The sequence below is a fragment of the Microvirga pudoricolor genome, from assembly GCF_016892705.1.
GTDB classification, from domain to species: Bacteria; Pseudomonadota; Alphaproteobacteria; order Rhizobiales; family Beijerinckiaceae; genus Microvirga; species Microvirga pudoricolor.
Genome location: NZ_JAFEMB010000005.1, coordinates 264,879 through 280,322 on the forward strand (window position 1 = coordinate 264,879; position 15,444 = coordinate 280,322).

Annotated in this window: 12 protein-coding genes; all 12 read right to left on the minus strand. The window is 65.1% G+C overall.

Translation table 11 applies throughout. The features are described from left to right. Position 1: 1 nt before the first annotated feature. The gene (gene lpxD / locus ILT42_RS17310) at positions 2–1,078 is read right to left on the minus strand and encodes a UDP-3-O-(3-hydroxymyristoyl)glucosamine N-acyltransferase (RefSeq protein ID WP_204216954.1); all 1,077 of its coding nucleotides are present in this window, start codon (positions 1,076–1,078) and stop codon (positions 2–4) included. 39 nt (positions 1,079–1,117) lie between these two features. Then, a complete protein-coding gene (bamA, locus tag ILT42_RS17315; RefSeq protein WP_204216955.1) occupies positions 1,118–3,523 on the minus strand; it encodes an outer membrane protein assembly factor BamA in 2,406 nt (801 codons plus the stop codon). A 162-nt stretch (positions 3,524–3,685) separates the two neighbouring features. Then, on the minus strand, positions 3,686–4,849 hold the full coding sequence (rseP, locus tag ILT42_RS17320) for an RIP metalloprotease RseP (protein WP_204216956.1): 1,164 nt from the start codon (positions 4,847–4,849) through the stop codon (positions 3,686–3,688). 19 nt (positions 4,850–4,868) lie between these two features. Then, positions 4,869–6,050 carry a 1-deoxy-D-xylulose-5-phosphate reductoisomerase gene (gene dxr / locus ILT42_RS17325; protein WP_204216957.1) on the minus strand — a complete coding sequence of 394 codons (1,182 nt, stop codon included), beginning with the start codon at positions 6,048–6,050 and terminating at the stop codon, positions 4,869–4,871. Continuing rightward, complete coding sequence (locus tag ILT42_RS17330; RefSeq protein ID WP_204216958.1) at positions 6,047–6,925, minus strand: phosphatidate cytidylyltransferase; 879 nt, start codon at positions 6,923–6,925, stop codon at positions 6,047–6,049. Before ILT42_RS17330 ends, dxr begins: the two co-directional genes overlap by 4 nt. Position 6,926: 1 nt before the next feature. After that, the gene (locus tag ILT42_RS17335) at positions 6,927–7,694 is read right to left on the minus strand and encodes an isoprenyl transferase (RefSeq protein WP_204216959.1); all 768 of its coding nucleotides are present in this window, start codon (positions 7,692–7,694) and stop codon (positions 6,927–6,929) included. Positions 7,695–7,719: 25 nt separating this feature from the next. Then, positions 7,720–8,280 carry a ribosome recycling factor gene (gene frr, locus ILT42_RS17340; protein WP_204216960.1) on the minus strand — a complete coding sequence of 187 codons (561 nt, stop codon included), beginning with the start codon at positions 8,278–8,280 and terminating at the stop codon, positions 7,720–7,722. A 57-nt stretch (positions 8,281–8,337) separates the two neighbouring features. Further along, a complete protein-coding gene (pyrH, locus tag ILT42_RS17345) occupies positions 8,338–9,081 on the minus strand; it encodes a UMP kinase (protein WP_229428722.1) in 744 nt (247 codons plus the stop codon). A gap of 46 nt (positions 9,082–9,127) precedes the next feature. Next, the gene (gene tsf, locus ILT42_RS17350; RefSeq protein ID WP_204216962.1) at positions 9,128–10,057 is read right to left on the minus strand and encodes a translation elongation factor Ts; all 930 of its coding nucleotides are present in this window, start codon (positions 10,055–10,057) and stop codon (positions 9,128–9,130) included. 110 nt (positions 10,058–10,167) lie between these two features. Continuing rightward, positions 10,168–11,181, minus strand: coding sequence for a 30S ribosomal protein S2 (locus ILT42_RS17355; protein WP_204216963.1), 1,014 nt, complete (start codon positions 11,179–11,181; stop codon positions 10,168–10,170). A 164-nt stretch (positions 11,182–11,345) separates the two neighbouring features. Further along, positions 11,346–11,786, minus strand: coding sequence for a GNAT family N-acetyltransferase (locus ILT42_RS17360; protein ID WP_204216964.1), 441 nt, complete (start codon positions 11,784–11,786; stop codon positions 11,346–11,348). An 87-nt stretch (positions 11,787–11,873) separates the two neighbouring features. Then, complete coding sequence (dnaE, locus tag ILT42_RS17365; protein WP_204216965.1) at positions 11,874–15,347, minus strand: DNA polymerase III subunit alpha; 3,474 nt, start codon at positions 15,345–15,347, stop codon at positions 11,874–11,876. Between the last annotated feature and the right edge of the window lie 97 nt (positions 15,348–15,444).

A 15,444-nucleotide genomic window follows, 5' to 3' on the forward strand; every position in this document is an offset into this window, starting at 1 on the left:
ATCAACTGGGTTCGCCATCGCTCTTGCTGGCGGAATTGCTGGAATCCTCGTGGGATGCAAGCTTTTTCAGGGCATGGATCTCGCGGAACCACTCGCGCATGGGCCGGGCGGGCACGCCGCCCCATCGGGCTCCAGCGGGCACGTCACCGTTGACGCCGCTCGTGGCTGCGATCTGGGCGCCCATGCCGATGCGCACATGGCCCTTCACCGCCACTTGGCCGCCGAGCGCGACGAAATCTTCGATCGTCGTCGAACCGGCGATGCCGACCTGGGCGACGATCACGCAATGGCGGCCGATCACCACGTTGTGGGCGATCTGCACGAGGTTATCGATCTTGGTCCCCTCGCCGATCACGGTGTCGCGGCTGGCGCCCCGGTCAACGGTGGTGTTGGAGCCGATCTCCACGTCGTCCTGGATGATGACCCGGCCAACCTGCGGCACCTTCAGGTGCCCCTGCGGCCCCATGGCGAAACCGAACCCGTCCTGCCCGATCCTGACCCCCGGATGGAGAATGACCCGATTTCCGATATAGGCGTGGGAGATCGTGACCTGTGCGGCGATCGTGCAGTCCCGGCCGATCTTCACGTTCGCGCCGATCACCGTCTGGGCGCCGACCAGCGTCCCGGACCCGATCTCCGCCCCGGGGCCGACGACGGCGCCCGGATCGAGCCGGACGCCATGTTCGAGGCGCGCGGAGGGATGCACGAAGCAGCCCGGGGAGATGCCCGTGGACGCAAAGGCCGATTCCGGCCGCATCGCACTCGGGAACATGAGCGCCATGACGCCGGCGAAGACCCGGTAGGCCTGCGGCGTCACGAGAGCGACGGAGCCGGCGGGGACTTTTGAGGCAAATCGGGGCGTGACCAAGACGGCCGCCGCTCCGGTGGCCGCCAGCGCGGACCCGTAGGCCGCGTTGTCCATATAGGCGAGATCCGTCGGCCCGGCATTCTCCAGGGGAGCAACCCCGCGAAGCAAAAGCTCCCCGTCGATGCCGTCGGGGAGCGTGGCGCGGGCCATCTCCGCTACCTGACGCAACGTAAGCGTTCGGGCCTGCGGGAAGAAGCTTGTATCGGTCATGCAGAAAGTTCGAGGGCGCCTCTCGGCGCCCTCTCCAGATCAGAAGCGTGTGCCGCCCGAGAAGCGGAAGGCCTGTGTCTTGTCGCCGCCATACTTGACGCCGTTCGAAGCCAGGATGCCCTCGTCCTTCGACAGCGCGATGGCGTAGTCGAACCGGATCGGTCCGAGCGGCGAGGTCCAGAGGATCGAAGCGCCCACCGAGGAGCGGATCGTCTTGCTGTCGCGGACCAGGATACACTCCTGGGCGTTGATCAGGTTCTGGGTGCAGCCGGCGCCCACCGGTGCATAACCGTCGATGATGCCATTGCCGTTGGTGTCGAACACGGTCGGGCCCTTGTAGCCAAACAGCGTACCGGCATCCGCGAACACCGCGCCCTTCAGGCCCAGGTCGCGCGGCAGGCCCCAGATCGGGAACTGCAGCTCGAGCGACCCGCCGAAATAGGTGGAGCCGCCGATGGCGTTGGCGTTGGTGTCCAGGCTCGACACGTCGCGCGGGCCGATGCCGTTGGTGGCGAAGCCGCGCACGAGGGACGGGCCGAGGAAGAACTGATCCACGATGCGCAGATCGCCGCCGCCCGTGTTCGCGTTGTTGTTCTTGCCCAGGCCCTGGATGTGACCGCCCTGGACGCGGGCGATACCGACCACGTCGTCGAGAACCTCGTAATAGTAACGAGCGTCACCCGTGGCGCGGAAGTAGCGGGAATCGCCGCCGAGACCGGCAAAGTCCGTCTTGGCCTCGGCCCAGAAGCCGTTGCGCGGATCCTTGGTGTTGTCGAGGGTGTTGTAGTTGAACGTCAGGCCGGCGAGAGAGGTCAGGGTCTTGCCCTGCGATTCCTTGATCGCCAGCGAGGCTTCGCCGTTCGCTTCGCAGAAGTAGCGATTGGCCGTGCCATTGGGGTTCAGCTCGGTGTAGCCCGCGATCGGAATGGAGCAGTCGTTGTACGGCTGGTCGTAGTCGTTCGGGATCTCAAGATCCTGCTGGTACAGCGAATAGCGCGCCGTGATCGTGAACTCTTCCGTGAACGGCAGGCCGAGGCGGAGCTGGCCGCCGGTCATGCGGTTCTCGTAGCGCGAGTACCGGGTCTGGTCGCTGAACTTCGAGAACAGGTCGATACCGGCTGCCAAGCGATAGCCAAGGAAGTACGGCTCGGTGAACGAGAAGTCGACGCCATTGGAGCGCTGACCGAGCTGACCCGCGAGGCGGACGTACTGGCCGCGGCCCAGGAAGTTGGTCTCGCTGACCGCCACCTCGCCGATGAAGCCGTCGGAGGTCGAGTAGCCGCCCGACACCGAGAAGGCGCCGGTGGACTGATCCTCCACATCCACGTTCACGACGACGCGATCGGGCGCGGAGCCCGGCTCGTTGGAGATGCGGACGCGCTTGAAGTAGCCGAGGTTGTTCAGGCGGCGTTCCGCTCGGTCGACGAGCACCTTGTTGTAGGGGTCGCCTTCACCGAGGTCGAACTCACGGCGGATCACGTAGTCGCGGGTACGGCTGTTGCCCCGGACGTTGATGCGCTCGATGTAGACACGCGGCCCGTCCTCGACCACGTAGCCGAGGTTGATGGTGGCGGTAGCGGGGTCGCGGGTGCCGATCGGACGGACCTGCGCGAAGGCATGGCCGTCGCGAACCACGTCGGTGGTGATGTTCTGAAGCGACTTCTCGACGGCATCTGCATTGTAGACGGAGCCGGCGGAGACGCCGATATCGTTCCGAAGGGCGTCGGCGTTCACGCCTGGGATGCGGGATTCCACGTTCACGCTGCCGACGCGGTACTGCTGTCCCTCATCCACGGCGATCGTGATGATGTAGCCTTCTTCCGCCGGATCGAACGTCACGTCGCTGGACACGAGACGGTAATCGGCGAAGCCGTTCTTGAGGTAATAGCGGCGGATCAGCTCGAGATCGTTGGACACGCGGTCCGGATCGTAGATGTCCGTGCTCTTCAGGAAGCTCAGCAGGTTGCTCTCGGTCGTCGTCATGACGCCGCGCAGACGGCTGGCGGAAATCTGGTTGTTGCCGACGAAGCGGATCTCGGCCACGCCGGTCTTGTCGCCCTCGTTGATCGTGTAGACCACGTCGACCGTGCCGTTGGGCAGATCCACGAGACGCGGGGTGACCGCGGCGAGGCCGCGGCCCTGGCGGCGGTAGACCTCGAGGATCCGCTGCACGTCGGCATCGACGGCCGCCTGGCTGTACCGGGTCCGGGCCCGGACCTGGAGGTCACCCTCGATCAGGCCCTTCTCGACCCGCTTGTTGCCCTCGATGACAACGCGGTTGATCACGGGCCCCTGTGCGGCCGCTGCTACGCGCCTGCTTCCCGGATTGGCCACCTGCTGCGCGAAAGCGGTCTCGGCGGCAGTGACTCCGGCAATCATGGCCGTCACGGCTATGGCTGCAGTCCTGGCCGGCTTTTTCCGGCGTGGCGTGGTCGTCGACATCATCAACTGGCCCGTCTCTTTATTCATGTACACAGCGGGTCACCCCCGCAGGCCGGGGACGACAGCCCCCAACCTTATCGGTCACCGCTTGTACAAACTTTCGCCGCTATTGCAAACGGCCCCTTGCTCAACAGAGTAGCAATTTTACCGGGCGTGGCCTGCGTGTCACGCCCCCCTGGCGATAAAACTGGTGCCAAGGTGAACAATATCATTCCACGTGGCGAACAGCATGAGAGCGGCCACCAGGGCGAAGCCGATCCGGAACCCGATCTCCTGGGCCCGGTCGCTCAGCGGACGGCCGCGAACCGCCTCAATGGCATAGAATAGAAGGTGTCCGCCATCGAGGAGAGGCACCGGGAACAGGTTGATCAGGCCGATGGACACGGACAGGACGGCCACGAGGCTGATGAGACCTCCGACCCCGCCGAGGGTCGCCACCTGGCCCGAAACCTGCGCGATCCGGATCGGGCCGGAGAGCTGATCGGTGGATTCCTCCCCCACGATTAATTTGCCGATATAGTTAAAAGTCCTGTCGATAACGTACCAGGTTTCCACAACCCCGGACTTTAGGGCGCTGATCGGCGTGTAGGTCAGCCTCTTGATGGCGGAGGGATCCCGGGAGGCCTGGAGGCCGAGGAGACCGATCCGCTGCTTGCCGAAGGGGGTGCTCTGCTCGCGCAGATCGGGGGTCGCGGTGAGGGGGACTTCCTTGCCGTCCCGGTCCACCACGATGTTCAGGGCCGTCCCCGCGCTGGTGCTGACGATGCGCTGCATGTCGGCGAAGGTCTCGATCCGGGTGCCGTCGATGGACAGAATCAGGTCGTTCGGCATGAAACCGGCCCGCTCGGCAGGCCCGCCGGGCTGCACGATGTCGATTCTCGGCTCCAGCACCGCCCGGCCCTGAAAGTAGTTCAGGCCTGCGAAGACCACGATGGCGAGGATGAAGTTGGCGATGGGTCCCGCCGCCACGATGGCGGCCCGCTTGGCCACGCTCTGGTGTGGAAAGCTCACCGCGCGCTCGGCTGCGCTCATGTGGTCGAGCTCTCCCTTGTTCGGTACGCTGGCGGCGTTCAGGTCGCCCACGAACTTCACGTAACCGCCCAGGGGAATCGCCGAGAGCTTCCAGCGGGTGCCGTGGCGGTCGTTCCAGCCGAAGATCTCGGGGCCGAAGCCGATGGAGAAGGCCGTCACGCCCACTCCGCAGCGGCGTCCGACCCAGAAATGGCCGAACTCGTGCACGAAAACCACCACGCTCAGCACGACGAAGAACGAGAGCAGGGTGAGCAGGAGAGAGTTCGTCGCTCCGCCGATGGTCGCGAGCAGGTCCATCACATTTCCTTCCGCACCGTTATGACGGCGCTACTTCCAGGGCATCCGGCAAGAGCTGTCGCGCCGCCCGGCGCGCCTCCCCGTCGATCTCCAGGGCGTCCGCGACCGTGGCCGGTGCCGGAAGCTTTCTTGCGGAGAAGGATGAGCAGACACTCTCAACCGTTTTCGAAATATCGTAAAACCGGATCGCGCCAGCCATGAAGGCCGCCACGGCGATCTCATTGGCGGCGTTCAGCACGGTTGGCATCGACCCGCCGGCCCGCAGGGCGGCCCGGGCGGCGGCGAGGCACGGAAACCGGTCCTCGTCCGCCGGCTCGAAGCTTAATCGCGCGATCGCGGCAAGATCGAGACGGGGCAGGCTCATGACCAGGCGCTCACGATGCCGCAGGGCATTGGCGATGGGCACTTTCATGTCGGGCAAGGCCAGGCCCGCCGTCAGGGCTCCATCACGCCACTGCACCAGGCCGTGCACGATCGATTCCGGGTGGACGACCACACCCAGGCGATCCGCCTCCAGACCGAAGAGATGGTGGGCCTCGATGAGTTCCAGGCCCTTGTTCATCAAGGTGGCGGAATCGATGTTGATCTTCGACCCCATGGACCAGACCGGATGGGCCGCGGCCTCCATTGGGCTCGCCTCCGCGATGCGCTCCCGGCTCCAGGTCCGGAAGGGCCCGCCCGATGCCGTGATGATCGCCGTCTCGACATCGCGATTGGCGCCGGCCGCCAGGGCCTGGTCGAGGGCGTTGTGCTCGGAATCCACGGGCATGATCTCGGCGCCGATCTCGCGGGCCGCCGTCATGAAGGCCTCGCCTGCGCAGACGAGGCTCTCCTTGTTGGCAAGCGCGATCCGGCGACCGGGCTTCATGGCCGCGTGCGTGGGTTTGAGCCCTGCCGTGCCGCTGATCGCGGCGAGCACGATGTCGGCCTCCCGCTCAACCGCTTCCATCACGGCGCCCTCGCCCGCTCCGCTATCGATCCCGGACCCGGCGAGAGCCGCCCTCAAGGCGTCTTGGCCCCTTTCATCCGCCAGGGCGGCGAAGCGGGCTCCCAGGCGCCGGGCCGTAGCGGCCAGGGCCTCGGCGTCCCGGCCGCCGACCACAGCCGCGACGCGAAACGCGTCGCGGTGGGCCAGCACGACATCGGCCGTCGAACGGCCGATGGAGCCTGTGGCGCCGAGAATCGTGAGGGAGCGCGTCATGCGGGAACCGCCGAGGACAGCTTGAGGAGGAGCAGAACGGCACCCAGGATCAGCGCAACCGCCCAGAATCCGTCGAGGCGGTCCATGACACCGCCATGTCCCGGGATGAGATGGCTCGAATCCTTGACGTCGAAGCGCCGCTTCATAGCCGATTCCCCGAGATCGCCGAGCTGGGACGCGACGGAGGCCACGATGGACAGCATGATGACGTTGCGTAGGCTGAACGGCGGCATGATGCCCAGCCGCTGTACGCTCCAGGCCACGAGGAACCCCGCGATGGCGGCGGCCAGCACCCCGCCCAGGAAGCCCGACCAGGTCTTCTTGGGGCTGACGCGCGGCCAGAGCTTTGGGCCGCCGAGGGACCGGCCCGTGAAATAGGCCGCGATGTCCGTGGACCAGACCACCGCGAACATCCACAGAAGGCCGGCGAGACCCAGGTTCGGATGCTCGCGCACGGTGGGAGGGACGACCACAATCACGAGGCCGTAAAGGAAGCCGGTGACGGCCCAAGCCTTGCCGGTGCGTCCCTGAGCCAGGAGCGCCAGGAGCAGCACGGCGGCGGCCACGACACCGACGGAGGCGCTAAAGCTTCCCCCGGCAACGAGCAAGGCCGTCAAAGCGGCGCACCCGGCGGCCGCGACGGCCTGGACGGGCCGGAGGGGCCGGACCTTCGCCATGGCGGTCCATTCCACCGTCATGGCAACGCCCGCCGCGAACCAGAACCATGCGAAGGCTTGGCCGCCCAGATAGGCCGTGATGAGGGCGAGGGGGATGAGGACCAGGGCGGACGCGACGCGCTTGCCCAGTTCGGTGGAGACGACGCCGGAGCGTGCTTTGCCCTGCTCGGGCTTCGCAGCGGTGTCAGGGGCCCCCATCTCAGACGACACGGGCGCTGAGGCCGCCGAAACGGCGGTCGCGCCGGGCGTATTCCTCGATGGCCGACCGGAAGGTCCGGTCGTCGAAATCAGGCCAGAAATCCGGCAGGAACACGAATTCGGAATAGGCTGTCTGCCAGGTGAGGAAGTTGGAGACCCGCTGCTCGCCGGACGTGCGGATTACCAGGTCCGGGTCCGGGATGCCCGTCGTATCGAGTTCGGCCTCCACGGTGTCGAGGTCGATGGTCGCGGGATCCAGCGTTCCGGCCCTCACCTTCTCGGCGAGGGCCCGCATGGCGCGCACGATTTCCTGGCGCCCGCCGTAATTGAAAGCGATCACCAGGTTCAGGCCCGTATTGGCCTTCGTCAAACCCTCGGCCTCGTCCAGCAGGACGCGAATGTCGGGGGCGAGGCTGGTCCGTTCTCCGATGATCCGCACCCGGACGTTCGCCGCGTGCAGGTCCGCGAGATCGTGCCGCACGAAGCGCTTGAGCAGTCCCATGAGATCGGAGACCTCCTGGGCCGGGCGCCGCCAGTTTTCCGACGAGAAGCTGTAGACCGTCAGGTACCGGATGCCGAGCTCGTTGGCGGTGCGGACGGCCCGCCGGATCGCCTCGACGCCGCGCCGGTGCCCCTCGAAGCGCGGGAGGCCACGCTTGGCCGCCCAGCGCCCGTTGCCATCCATGATGATGGCGACATGAGCCGGCGGCCCCTCACCCGGTGCGGGTTGGGTCAGCGCGGGTGCCGACAGCTTTGCTTCGCCGCTCATGGCCTGCTCTCTCCACACGCCCCGATCAGACGTGCATGATTTCCTTTTCCTTGGCCTGAAGCAGGGTTTCGACCTCGGCCACGTACTGGTCGGTCGCCTTCTGGACCTGATCGCCCTGACGCTTCTCGTCGTCCTCGCTGATGGCGGAATCCTTCTGGAGCTTCTTGAGCAGGTCCATGCCGTCGCGGCGGACGTGGCGGATCGCGATGCGAGCCTCTTCCGCGTATTTGTGCGAGACCTTCACCATCTCCTTACGGCGCTGCTCGTTCATCTCCGGGATGCGCAGGCGAATGATCTGGCCCTCGGTTTGGGGGTTGAGCCCGAGATCCGACTCGCGGATCGCCTTCTCGACCGCCGATACCATGCCGCGATCCCAGACCTGGACGCTGAGGAGGCGCGGCTCCGGCACGCTCACCGTGGCCACCTGGGTGATGGGCATCGCGGCCCCGTAGGCGTCAACCTGGATGGGGTCGAGCAGGCTGGGCGATGCCCGGCCGGTCCTCAGGCTTCCCAGGTCATTCTTGAATGAATTGATGGCGCCTTGCATGCGGCGCTTCACGTCGTCGAGGTCAAAAGTCGCGGCCATCGCGGTGAATCCTTACTCAAACAGTTAAAATGGGCTTACGCCTGTGCGGCTTCGTCATCAAGGGGCGACGATGGTCGAAGGGCTGGTCCCGTCGAGGATCGCCGTGACGGAGCTCGGGGCATGAACCGATCCGACGATGATGGAAAGTCGGCTCTCGCGGGCGAGCGCGAAGGCGGCGGTATCCATCACCTTGAGGTCCCGGGCGATGGCCTCGTCGTGGGTCAGCCGCTCGTAGCGGACCGCGCCGGGGTCCTTCTTGGGATCGGCCGAGTAGACCCCATCCACCTGGGTGGCCTTGAGCACCGCGTCGCAGCGAAGCTCCGCGGCGCGCAGGACGGCGGCGGTATCCGTCGTGAAATAGGGATTGCCCGTGCCTCCCGCGAGAACGACCACCTGTCCCTTCTCGAGATGGTGCAGGGCGGGCTGGCGCGCATAGGTCTCGCAGATCGTGGGCATGGAGACCGCCGACATGGTGCGGGCCGGCACGCCAGCGGCGTTCAGGGCCGTTTCGACCGCCAGGGAGTTCATCACCGTGCCGAGCATCCCCATGGAATCGGCCGTGGGGCGGTCGATCCAGCCGGCGGCGCTCATGCGGGCGCCCCGGATGATGTTGCCGCCGCCGATCACGAGGGCGATCTCGAAGCCGGCCTGCGTCGCCTTGGCGATATCGCTCGCAAGGCCGACGAGCAGTTCGGAATCGAGCCAGTACCCATCGGGAGCCATCAGGGCTTCCCCTGAGAGTTTCACCAAGATGCGCCGGAATTTCGTCACAGGGGAACTCTCCTTGATAAACCCTCTCATGAAAACGGCGGCCCGAGAGCCGCCGTTCTTAAGTCTTTGTATTGGCTCAGGCTTTTCCGCCAGCCGCCGCCGCGACTTCGGCCGCGAAGTCCGGGGCCTCTTCCTTCTCGATGCCTTCGCCGAGGGCGAAGCGCACGAAGCTCTTCAGAGTCACGGGCTTGCCGGCCTTGGACTCGGCCTCCTTGAGAACCTGCGAGATGGTCTTGGACGGATCGTGCACGAAGGGCTGCTCCAGGAGCGTCACCTCCTTGTAGTAGCTCTTGAGACCGCTCTCGACGATCTTCTGCATGACGTTGTCGGGCTTGCCGGCATTCTTCTCGCGCAGGATCGCGCTCTCGCGCTCGACCGTGGCGGCATCGACGCCGGAGGCGTCGACGGCGACCGGGTTCGTGGCAGCCACGTGCATGGCGATCTGGCGGCCCAGCGGTCCGAGAACCGTGACGTCACCTTCCGACTCCAGCGCCACGAGTACGCCGATCTTGCCGAGGCCTTCGGTGACGGCGTTGTGCACGTAGGTGGAAATCAGGCCTTTGGAGACCTCGAGCTTGCTCACGCGGCGAAGCGTCATGTTCTCGCCGATCGTGGCGATCAGCTCGTTGAGCTTGTCCTTGACGGTGGTCTGGGAGCCGGGGAAGTGAGCGGCTTCCAGCGCCTCGACCGAGCCCGCGCCCATGAGGGCGATCTTGGCGGCTTCCCGGGCGAAGGCCTGGAAGCTGTCATTGCGGGCCACGAAGTCGGTCTCGGAGTTGACCTCGAGGATGGTGGCCTGATGGCCGGAGGACTCGACAGCCACCAGACCCTCGGCGGCGACGCGCCCGGCCTTCTTGGCGGCCTTGGACAGGCCCTTCTTGCGCAGCCAGTCGACGGCGGCCTCGAGGTCGCCATTGGTCTCGGCAAGGGCGGTCTTGCAGTCCATCATGCCGGCGCTGGTCTGGTCGCGCAGCTCTTTCACCATCGCAGCGGTAATGTTCGCCATGGCTCATCCTTTCACGGGTTCAGATATGGGGAGCCCGGCGTTCAGGGAAACGCCGGGCTTGGGAAAATTCAGCCGATCGGCGCGGCGAGAGCCGCGCGGGACTTCAAGCCTCAGGCGGCTTCGATCGCCGAACGGGCCTGGGCGATCCAGCCGTCGCGCTCGAGGCGGCCGTTGAGCTTCAGGTCCTTGTCGAGGGCCGCGATGTCGTCCGCCTTCATGGCAGCGAGCTGCCAGAAGTGGAAGATGCCGGCCTCGTTCAGCTTCTTCTCGAGCTGCGGGCCGACGCCCGTCAGCTTGGTGAGGTCGTCCGGGGCACCGCGGGGAGCGGCAAGGCGCTCGAACTGCTCGCCCTGCTCGGAAGCGCCGACATCGGCTGCCGGAAGCTCCTCGGCCATCGGGTTCTCGGACGCGCCGACATCGATTCCCATGGAACCGGCCCCGCGGGAGATGCCGTCGAGAGCCGCGCGGGCCACGAGGTCGCAATACAGGGTGATCGCACGGCCGGCGTCGTCATTGGCCGGAACCGGGTAGGTGATGCCGTCCGGGTCGCAGTTGGTGTCAACGATGGCCGCCACCGGGATACCGAGACGCTTGGCCTCCTGGATCGCCAGCTGCTCCTTGTTGGTGTCGATCACGAAGATCAGGTCGGGCGTGCCGCCCATGTCCTTGATGCCGCCCAGGGCGCGCTCGAGCTTCTCCTTCTCGCGGGAGAGCATCAGGCGCTCCTTCTTCGTGAGGCCCGAGCCGCCGCCGGCGAGGATCTCGTCCACCTTGCGCAGGCGGGAGATCGAGCCAGAGATCGTTTTCCAGTTGGTGAGCATGCCGCCGAGCCAGCGGGAGTTCACGTAGTACTGGGCCGAACGCTTGGCCGCATCGGCGATCGAATCGGCCGCCTGGCGCTTCGTGCCCACGAAGAGCACGCGGCCGCCCTTGGCGACCGTGTCGCTGACGGCCTGGAGGGCGCGGTGCAGCATCGGGACCGACTGGGCCAGATCGATGATGTGGATGTTGTTGCGGGTGCCGAAGATGTACTGACCCATCTTCGGGTTCCAACGGTGAGCCTGGTGGCCGAAGTGAGCGCCAGCCTCAAGAAGGCTGCGCATCGAGAATTCAGGAAGCGCCATATGTTTTCTCCGGTTAAGCCTCCGCGGAACAGTGAACCGGCCTTGCCGGCCACCGGGGGTTCCTCATGGGCTCATGAGGGGATTCCGCGTGTGGGATGAGGGCGCCTATAGGGGAAAAAGACTCGAAAGACAAGCCTCCTCGTGAGGTCAGCATGCCCCAGGTCTTACGCCTGGCTCGGGTCAAAGCGCTTCTGGAGGAAGTAGAATTTCGACGCCTGCGGCCGGTCGTCCAAGGTCCCGAAGAGGCTGTATCCGTTCTTCTGGTAGAAACTCAGAGCCTGAAATTCGAACGTGTTCAGCCAGACACCGATGCAGCCCTGATCCCGCGCGAATTCCTCCGCCCTGCGCATGAGGTCCGTTCCGAGGTCTTGGCTGCGGTACCGTTCGGGCACGATCAGTAGCTCCACATACAACCAATCGTACGAGACCTTGCCCCACAGTCCTCCAACGGTCTCCTCCGAGGCCGGGTCCCGCAGGAGGATCGCCAGAGGTTTGGCATTGGCCGGTTTGGTTTTGGTGTCGTTGTAGGCGATCAGCAGTTTCAGGATCGCCTCGCGCTCCGCATCGCCAGGCGCTTCACACCGAATGATTGCCGGCTTGACCATACCGCTGCCCCCTCACTCACGGCGACATGAGCCCGAGCGCAGACATACGTAACATAGTTTCCTTGGCTGGGGAAGTATGGTTGGCGTTCAGCTCACGTGCACGTCCACAACCCCAGGCACGGCGCGCAACGCCCCGGCGATCTGGGGGGAGGCCATGTACCTACCGGGAAGCTTGACCTCTACCTCGCGGTCGCCGTCGTCGAGGATCAGGACGAGGGAGACTTCACCCTCGCCTCTCGTCTTGAGACGCTCCAGCACGCTCGGCAGCGGGCGCTCGTCGCGCAGGAAGATGCGCATGCCCTTCTGGTGCTTGGCCAGCGCCGTCTCGAGCAGGTCCGCCATCCCGATTCGCGCCCTCACCTCTTCGCCGTCCATGCCGGCTTGAAGCATGAGCACCACCGCGTTGCCGGGCTCCAGCACGTCCCGAAGCTGGTTGAGACCCTCGGAGAATACGATGGCCTCGAAATGTCCGGTCTGATCGGACAGCATGACGATGCCCATCTTGTTGCCGGTCTTGGTCCGCCGCTCCTGCCGGCTCAACACTGTGGCGGCCACGCGCCCGGCCGAGTTGCCGTTCTTGACCGAGCGGCTGAAATCGGCCCAGCTTTGCACATAGAGCTTGGGCAACAGGGATGCATATTCGTCAAGGGGATGGCCCGACAGGAAGAAGCCGACCGCGTCGTATTCCCGTTGAAGCTTCTGCGCGGCAGGCCATGGATCGTAGGCCGGAATGCGCAACTGAACATCGTCGGATGCCACGCCTCCGAACATGTCGATCATGCCGCCGTTGGCCGCCTCCAGCGCCTGCTGGGCCAAACCCATCATGGAATCGACGGCCGCGCAGGCCTTGGCGCGGTCGGGCTCAAGTTCGTCGAAGGCACCTGCCGCGATGAGATTTTCGAGCGTGCGCTTGTTGATGAGGCGCGGGTTGATGCGCCGCGCGAAGTCCGCGAGGCTCTTGAACGGCTTGTCCCCCCGCGCCTCTATCACGGCCTCGATCGCTTGGCGCCCGACACCCTTGATTGCGGCGAGCGCGTAGAGGATCGAGCCCTTGCCTTCGGCATCGTACTCGACGTCGAAAACCACACCGGAGCGGTTGATGGAAGGGGGCTCCACCTTCATGCCGAGACGCTGGGCCTCACGGCGGAATTCGGACAGCTTGTCGGTATTGTCGAGATCGAGCGTCATCGACGCGGCCAGGAATTCGGTTGGGTAGTTCGCCTTCAGATAAGCTGTCTGGAATGCCACCAGCGCGTAGGCTGCCGCGTGACTTTTGTTGAAGCCGTAATCGGCGAATTTCGCCAGCAGGTCGAAGATCTCGTTCGCCGTGGATTTGTCGAGGCCGCCCTTTAGCGCGCCAGACACGAAGCGCTCGCGCTGCGCGTCCATTTCGGCCTTGATCTTCTTGCCCATGGCTCGGCGCAGGAGGTCGGCGTCGCCAAGCGAATAGCCCGACAGAACCTTCGCGACCTCCATCACCTGTTCTTGATAGACGATGATGCCGAAGGTCTCGCGCAGGATCGGCTCCAGCTTCGGATGCGGATACCAGTGCTCCTTGTTGTGCTCGTCCTTTCCGAGCTTGCGGGCGCAATAGACCGGGATGTTGGCCATCGGGCCCGGGCGGTAGAGGGCCACAAGGGCGATGATGTCCTCGAAACGGTCGGTCTCCATCTCCACAAGCGCCTTGCGCATGCCGGCGGATTCCACCTGGAACACGCCAACCGTCTCGCCCCGCTGCAGCATCTCGTAGGTCTTGCGGTCGTCCAGCGGGAGAGCCGAGAGATCGATGTGGATGCCCGTGCGGGCAATCAGGTCGGTGGCGGTGCGCAGGACCGTGAGCGTCTTCAGGCCGAGGAAGTCGAACTTCACGAGCCCCGCCTGCTCGACCCACTTCATGTTGAACTGGGTCACCCGCATGCCCGTCTTCGGGTCTCGGTACAGCGGCACGAGCTCCTGCAGGGGACGGTCGCCGATCACGACGCCCGCCGCGTGCGTCGAAGCGTGCCGGTGCAGGCCCTCGAGCTTTTGGGCGATGTCGAGCATGCGCTTGACGACCGGCTCTTCCTCGATGGCAGCCTGCAGCTTCGGCTCGCCTTCGATGGCCTGCGCCAGCGTTACCGGATTGGCCGGGTTCTGCGGCACCAGCTTGGTGAGCTTGTCGACTTGGCCGTAAGGCATTTCCAGCACGCGGCCCACGTCGCGCATCACACCGCGCGCAAGGAGCGTGCCGAAGGTGATGATCTGCGCGACCTGCTCCTCGCCGTAACGCTGCTGTACGTATTCGATCACGCGTTCGCGACCCTCGACACAGAAGTCGATGTCGAAGTCCGGCATCGACACACGTTCGGGATTCAGAAAGCGCTCGAACAGTAGGCCGAAGCGGATCGGATCGAGATCGGTGATCGTCAGTGCGTAAGCGACAAGCGAACCGGCACCCGAACCACGCCCCGGCCCAACCGGAATGTCGTGGTCCTTCGCCCATTTGATGAAGTCGGCCACGATGAGGAAGTAGCCGGGAAATTTCATGTTGCGGATCACGCTCACCTCATAGGCAAGGCGATCGTGATAATCCTGCTCGGTCAATCCCGGTGCCGGCCCGTGCGCGGCAAGGCGAGCGAGCAGGCCTTCCTTGGCCTGACGCTCCAACTCCTCGCCCTCATCGAGGGTTTTGGCCTCTTCGCCGCGACCGAAACTCGGCAGGATCGGCTTATGCGTCGTCACACGGGTCGAGCAGCGCATCGCGATTTCGACACTCGACGCCAGCGCGTCCGGCAGGTCCTTGAAGAGCTCCATCATCTCCCGGCGTGTCTTGAACGCGTGCTCGGGGGAAAACCGGCGCCGGTTGCCGTCGGACACGATGCGGCCTTCCGCGATGGCGAGCAGGGCATCGTGAGCCTCGTAGTCGTCCGGCGCCTTGAAGAACGGCTCGTTGGTGGCCACGATGGGGAGAGAGTTGCGGTCTGCCATCGCGATGAGCTCGCCTTCGACGAGACGTTCCTCGTCGAGCTTGTGGCGCTGAATCTCGACATAGAGCTGCGAACCGAACGCGTTCTTCAGCGTGTCCAGCCGTGCTTGCGCCAATTCCTCGCGACCGCCCATGCGCAGTGCGCAGTCGATGGGACCGGTGAAGCCGCCTGTGAGCGCGATCAGGCCCTCGCAGTATTGCGACAGGACCGTGGACGACAAGCGCGGTGTATCGCCCAGCGGCACATCGAAATAAGCGCGGCTCACGAGGCGCATGAGATTGCGGTAGCCTTCCGCATTCTGCGCCAGCAGCACCACGTTTGCCGCCTGCGGCTGCGAGCGGGCGATGGGGTCAGGTTCCTCGAAACAGACGGAAAGCTGAACGCCTGGGATGGGCTGAATTCCCATGCCGGAAAGCTTTTGGGAGAATTCGAGCGCACCGAACAGGTTGTTGGCGTCCGTCAGCGCCAGGGCGGGCTGCTTGTCGGCCCCAGCCAGCTTTGCCAGGTGCTCGACCTTGATCGCCCCTTCCAGCAGCGAATAGGACGAGTGGACATGAAGATGGACGAAGCCGATCTCTTGGAGGACGCGGGACATGAAAACCTGCTCTGAACTGAACTCAGGATGCCTGAGTCCCCTTGCAGATCAGAGTCTCGAATCGGCGTTAAGTTTCCCTCTAGCACGCCGCCCTGTG

Bases quoted from the DNA above. Each gene is read 5' to 3' on its own strand.
- bamA (WP_204216955.1), bottom strand. From the start codon at position 3,523: ATGATGTCGACGACCACGCCACGCCGGAAAAAGCCGGCCAGGACTGCA.
- pyrH (WP_229428722.1), bottom strand. From the start codon at position 9,081: ATGAGAGGGTTTATCAAGGAGAGTTCCCCTGTGACGAAATTCCGGCGC.
- tsf (WP_204216962.1), bottom strand. From the start codon at position 10,057: ATGGCGAACATTACCGCTGCGATGGTGAAAGAGCTGCGCGACCAGACC.
- lpxD (WP_204216954.1), bottom strand. From the start codon at position 1,078: ATGACCGATACAAGCTTCTTCCCGCAGGCCCGAACGCTTACGTTGCGT.
- ILT42_RS17355 (WP_204216963.1), bottom strand. From the start codon at position 11,181: ATGGCGCTTCCTGAATTCTCGATGCGCAGCCTTCTTGAGGCTGGCGCT.
- ILT42_RS17330 (WP_204216958.1), bottom strand. From the start codon at position 6,925: ATGGGGGCCCCTGACACCGCTGCGAAGCCCGAGCAGGGCAAAGCACGC.
- dnaE (WP_204216965.1), bottom strand. From the start codon at position 15,347: ATGTCCCGCGTCCTCCAAGAGATCGGCTTCGTCCATCTTCATGTCCAC.
- rseP (WP_204216956.1), bottom strand. From the start codon at position 4,849: ATGGACCTGCTCGCGACCATCGGCGGAGCGACGAACTCTCTCCTGCTC.
- ILT42_RS17360 (WP_204216964.1), bottom strand. From the start codon at position 11,786: ATGGTCAAGCCGGCAATCATTCGGTGTGAAGCGCCTGGCGATGCGGAG.
- ILT42_RS17335 (WP_204216959.1), bottom strand. From the start codon at position 7,694: ATGAGCGGCGAAGCAAAGCTGTCGGCACCCGCGCTGACCCAACCCGCA.
- frr (WP_204216960.1), bottom strand. From the start codon at position 8,280: ATGGCCGCGACTTTTGACCTCGACGACGTGAAGCGCCGCATGCAAGGC.
- dxr (WP_204216957.1), bottom strand. From the start codon at position 6,050: ATGACGCGCTCCCTCACGATTCTCGGCGCCACAGGCTCCATCGGCCGT.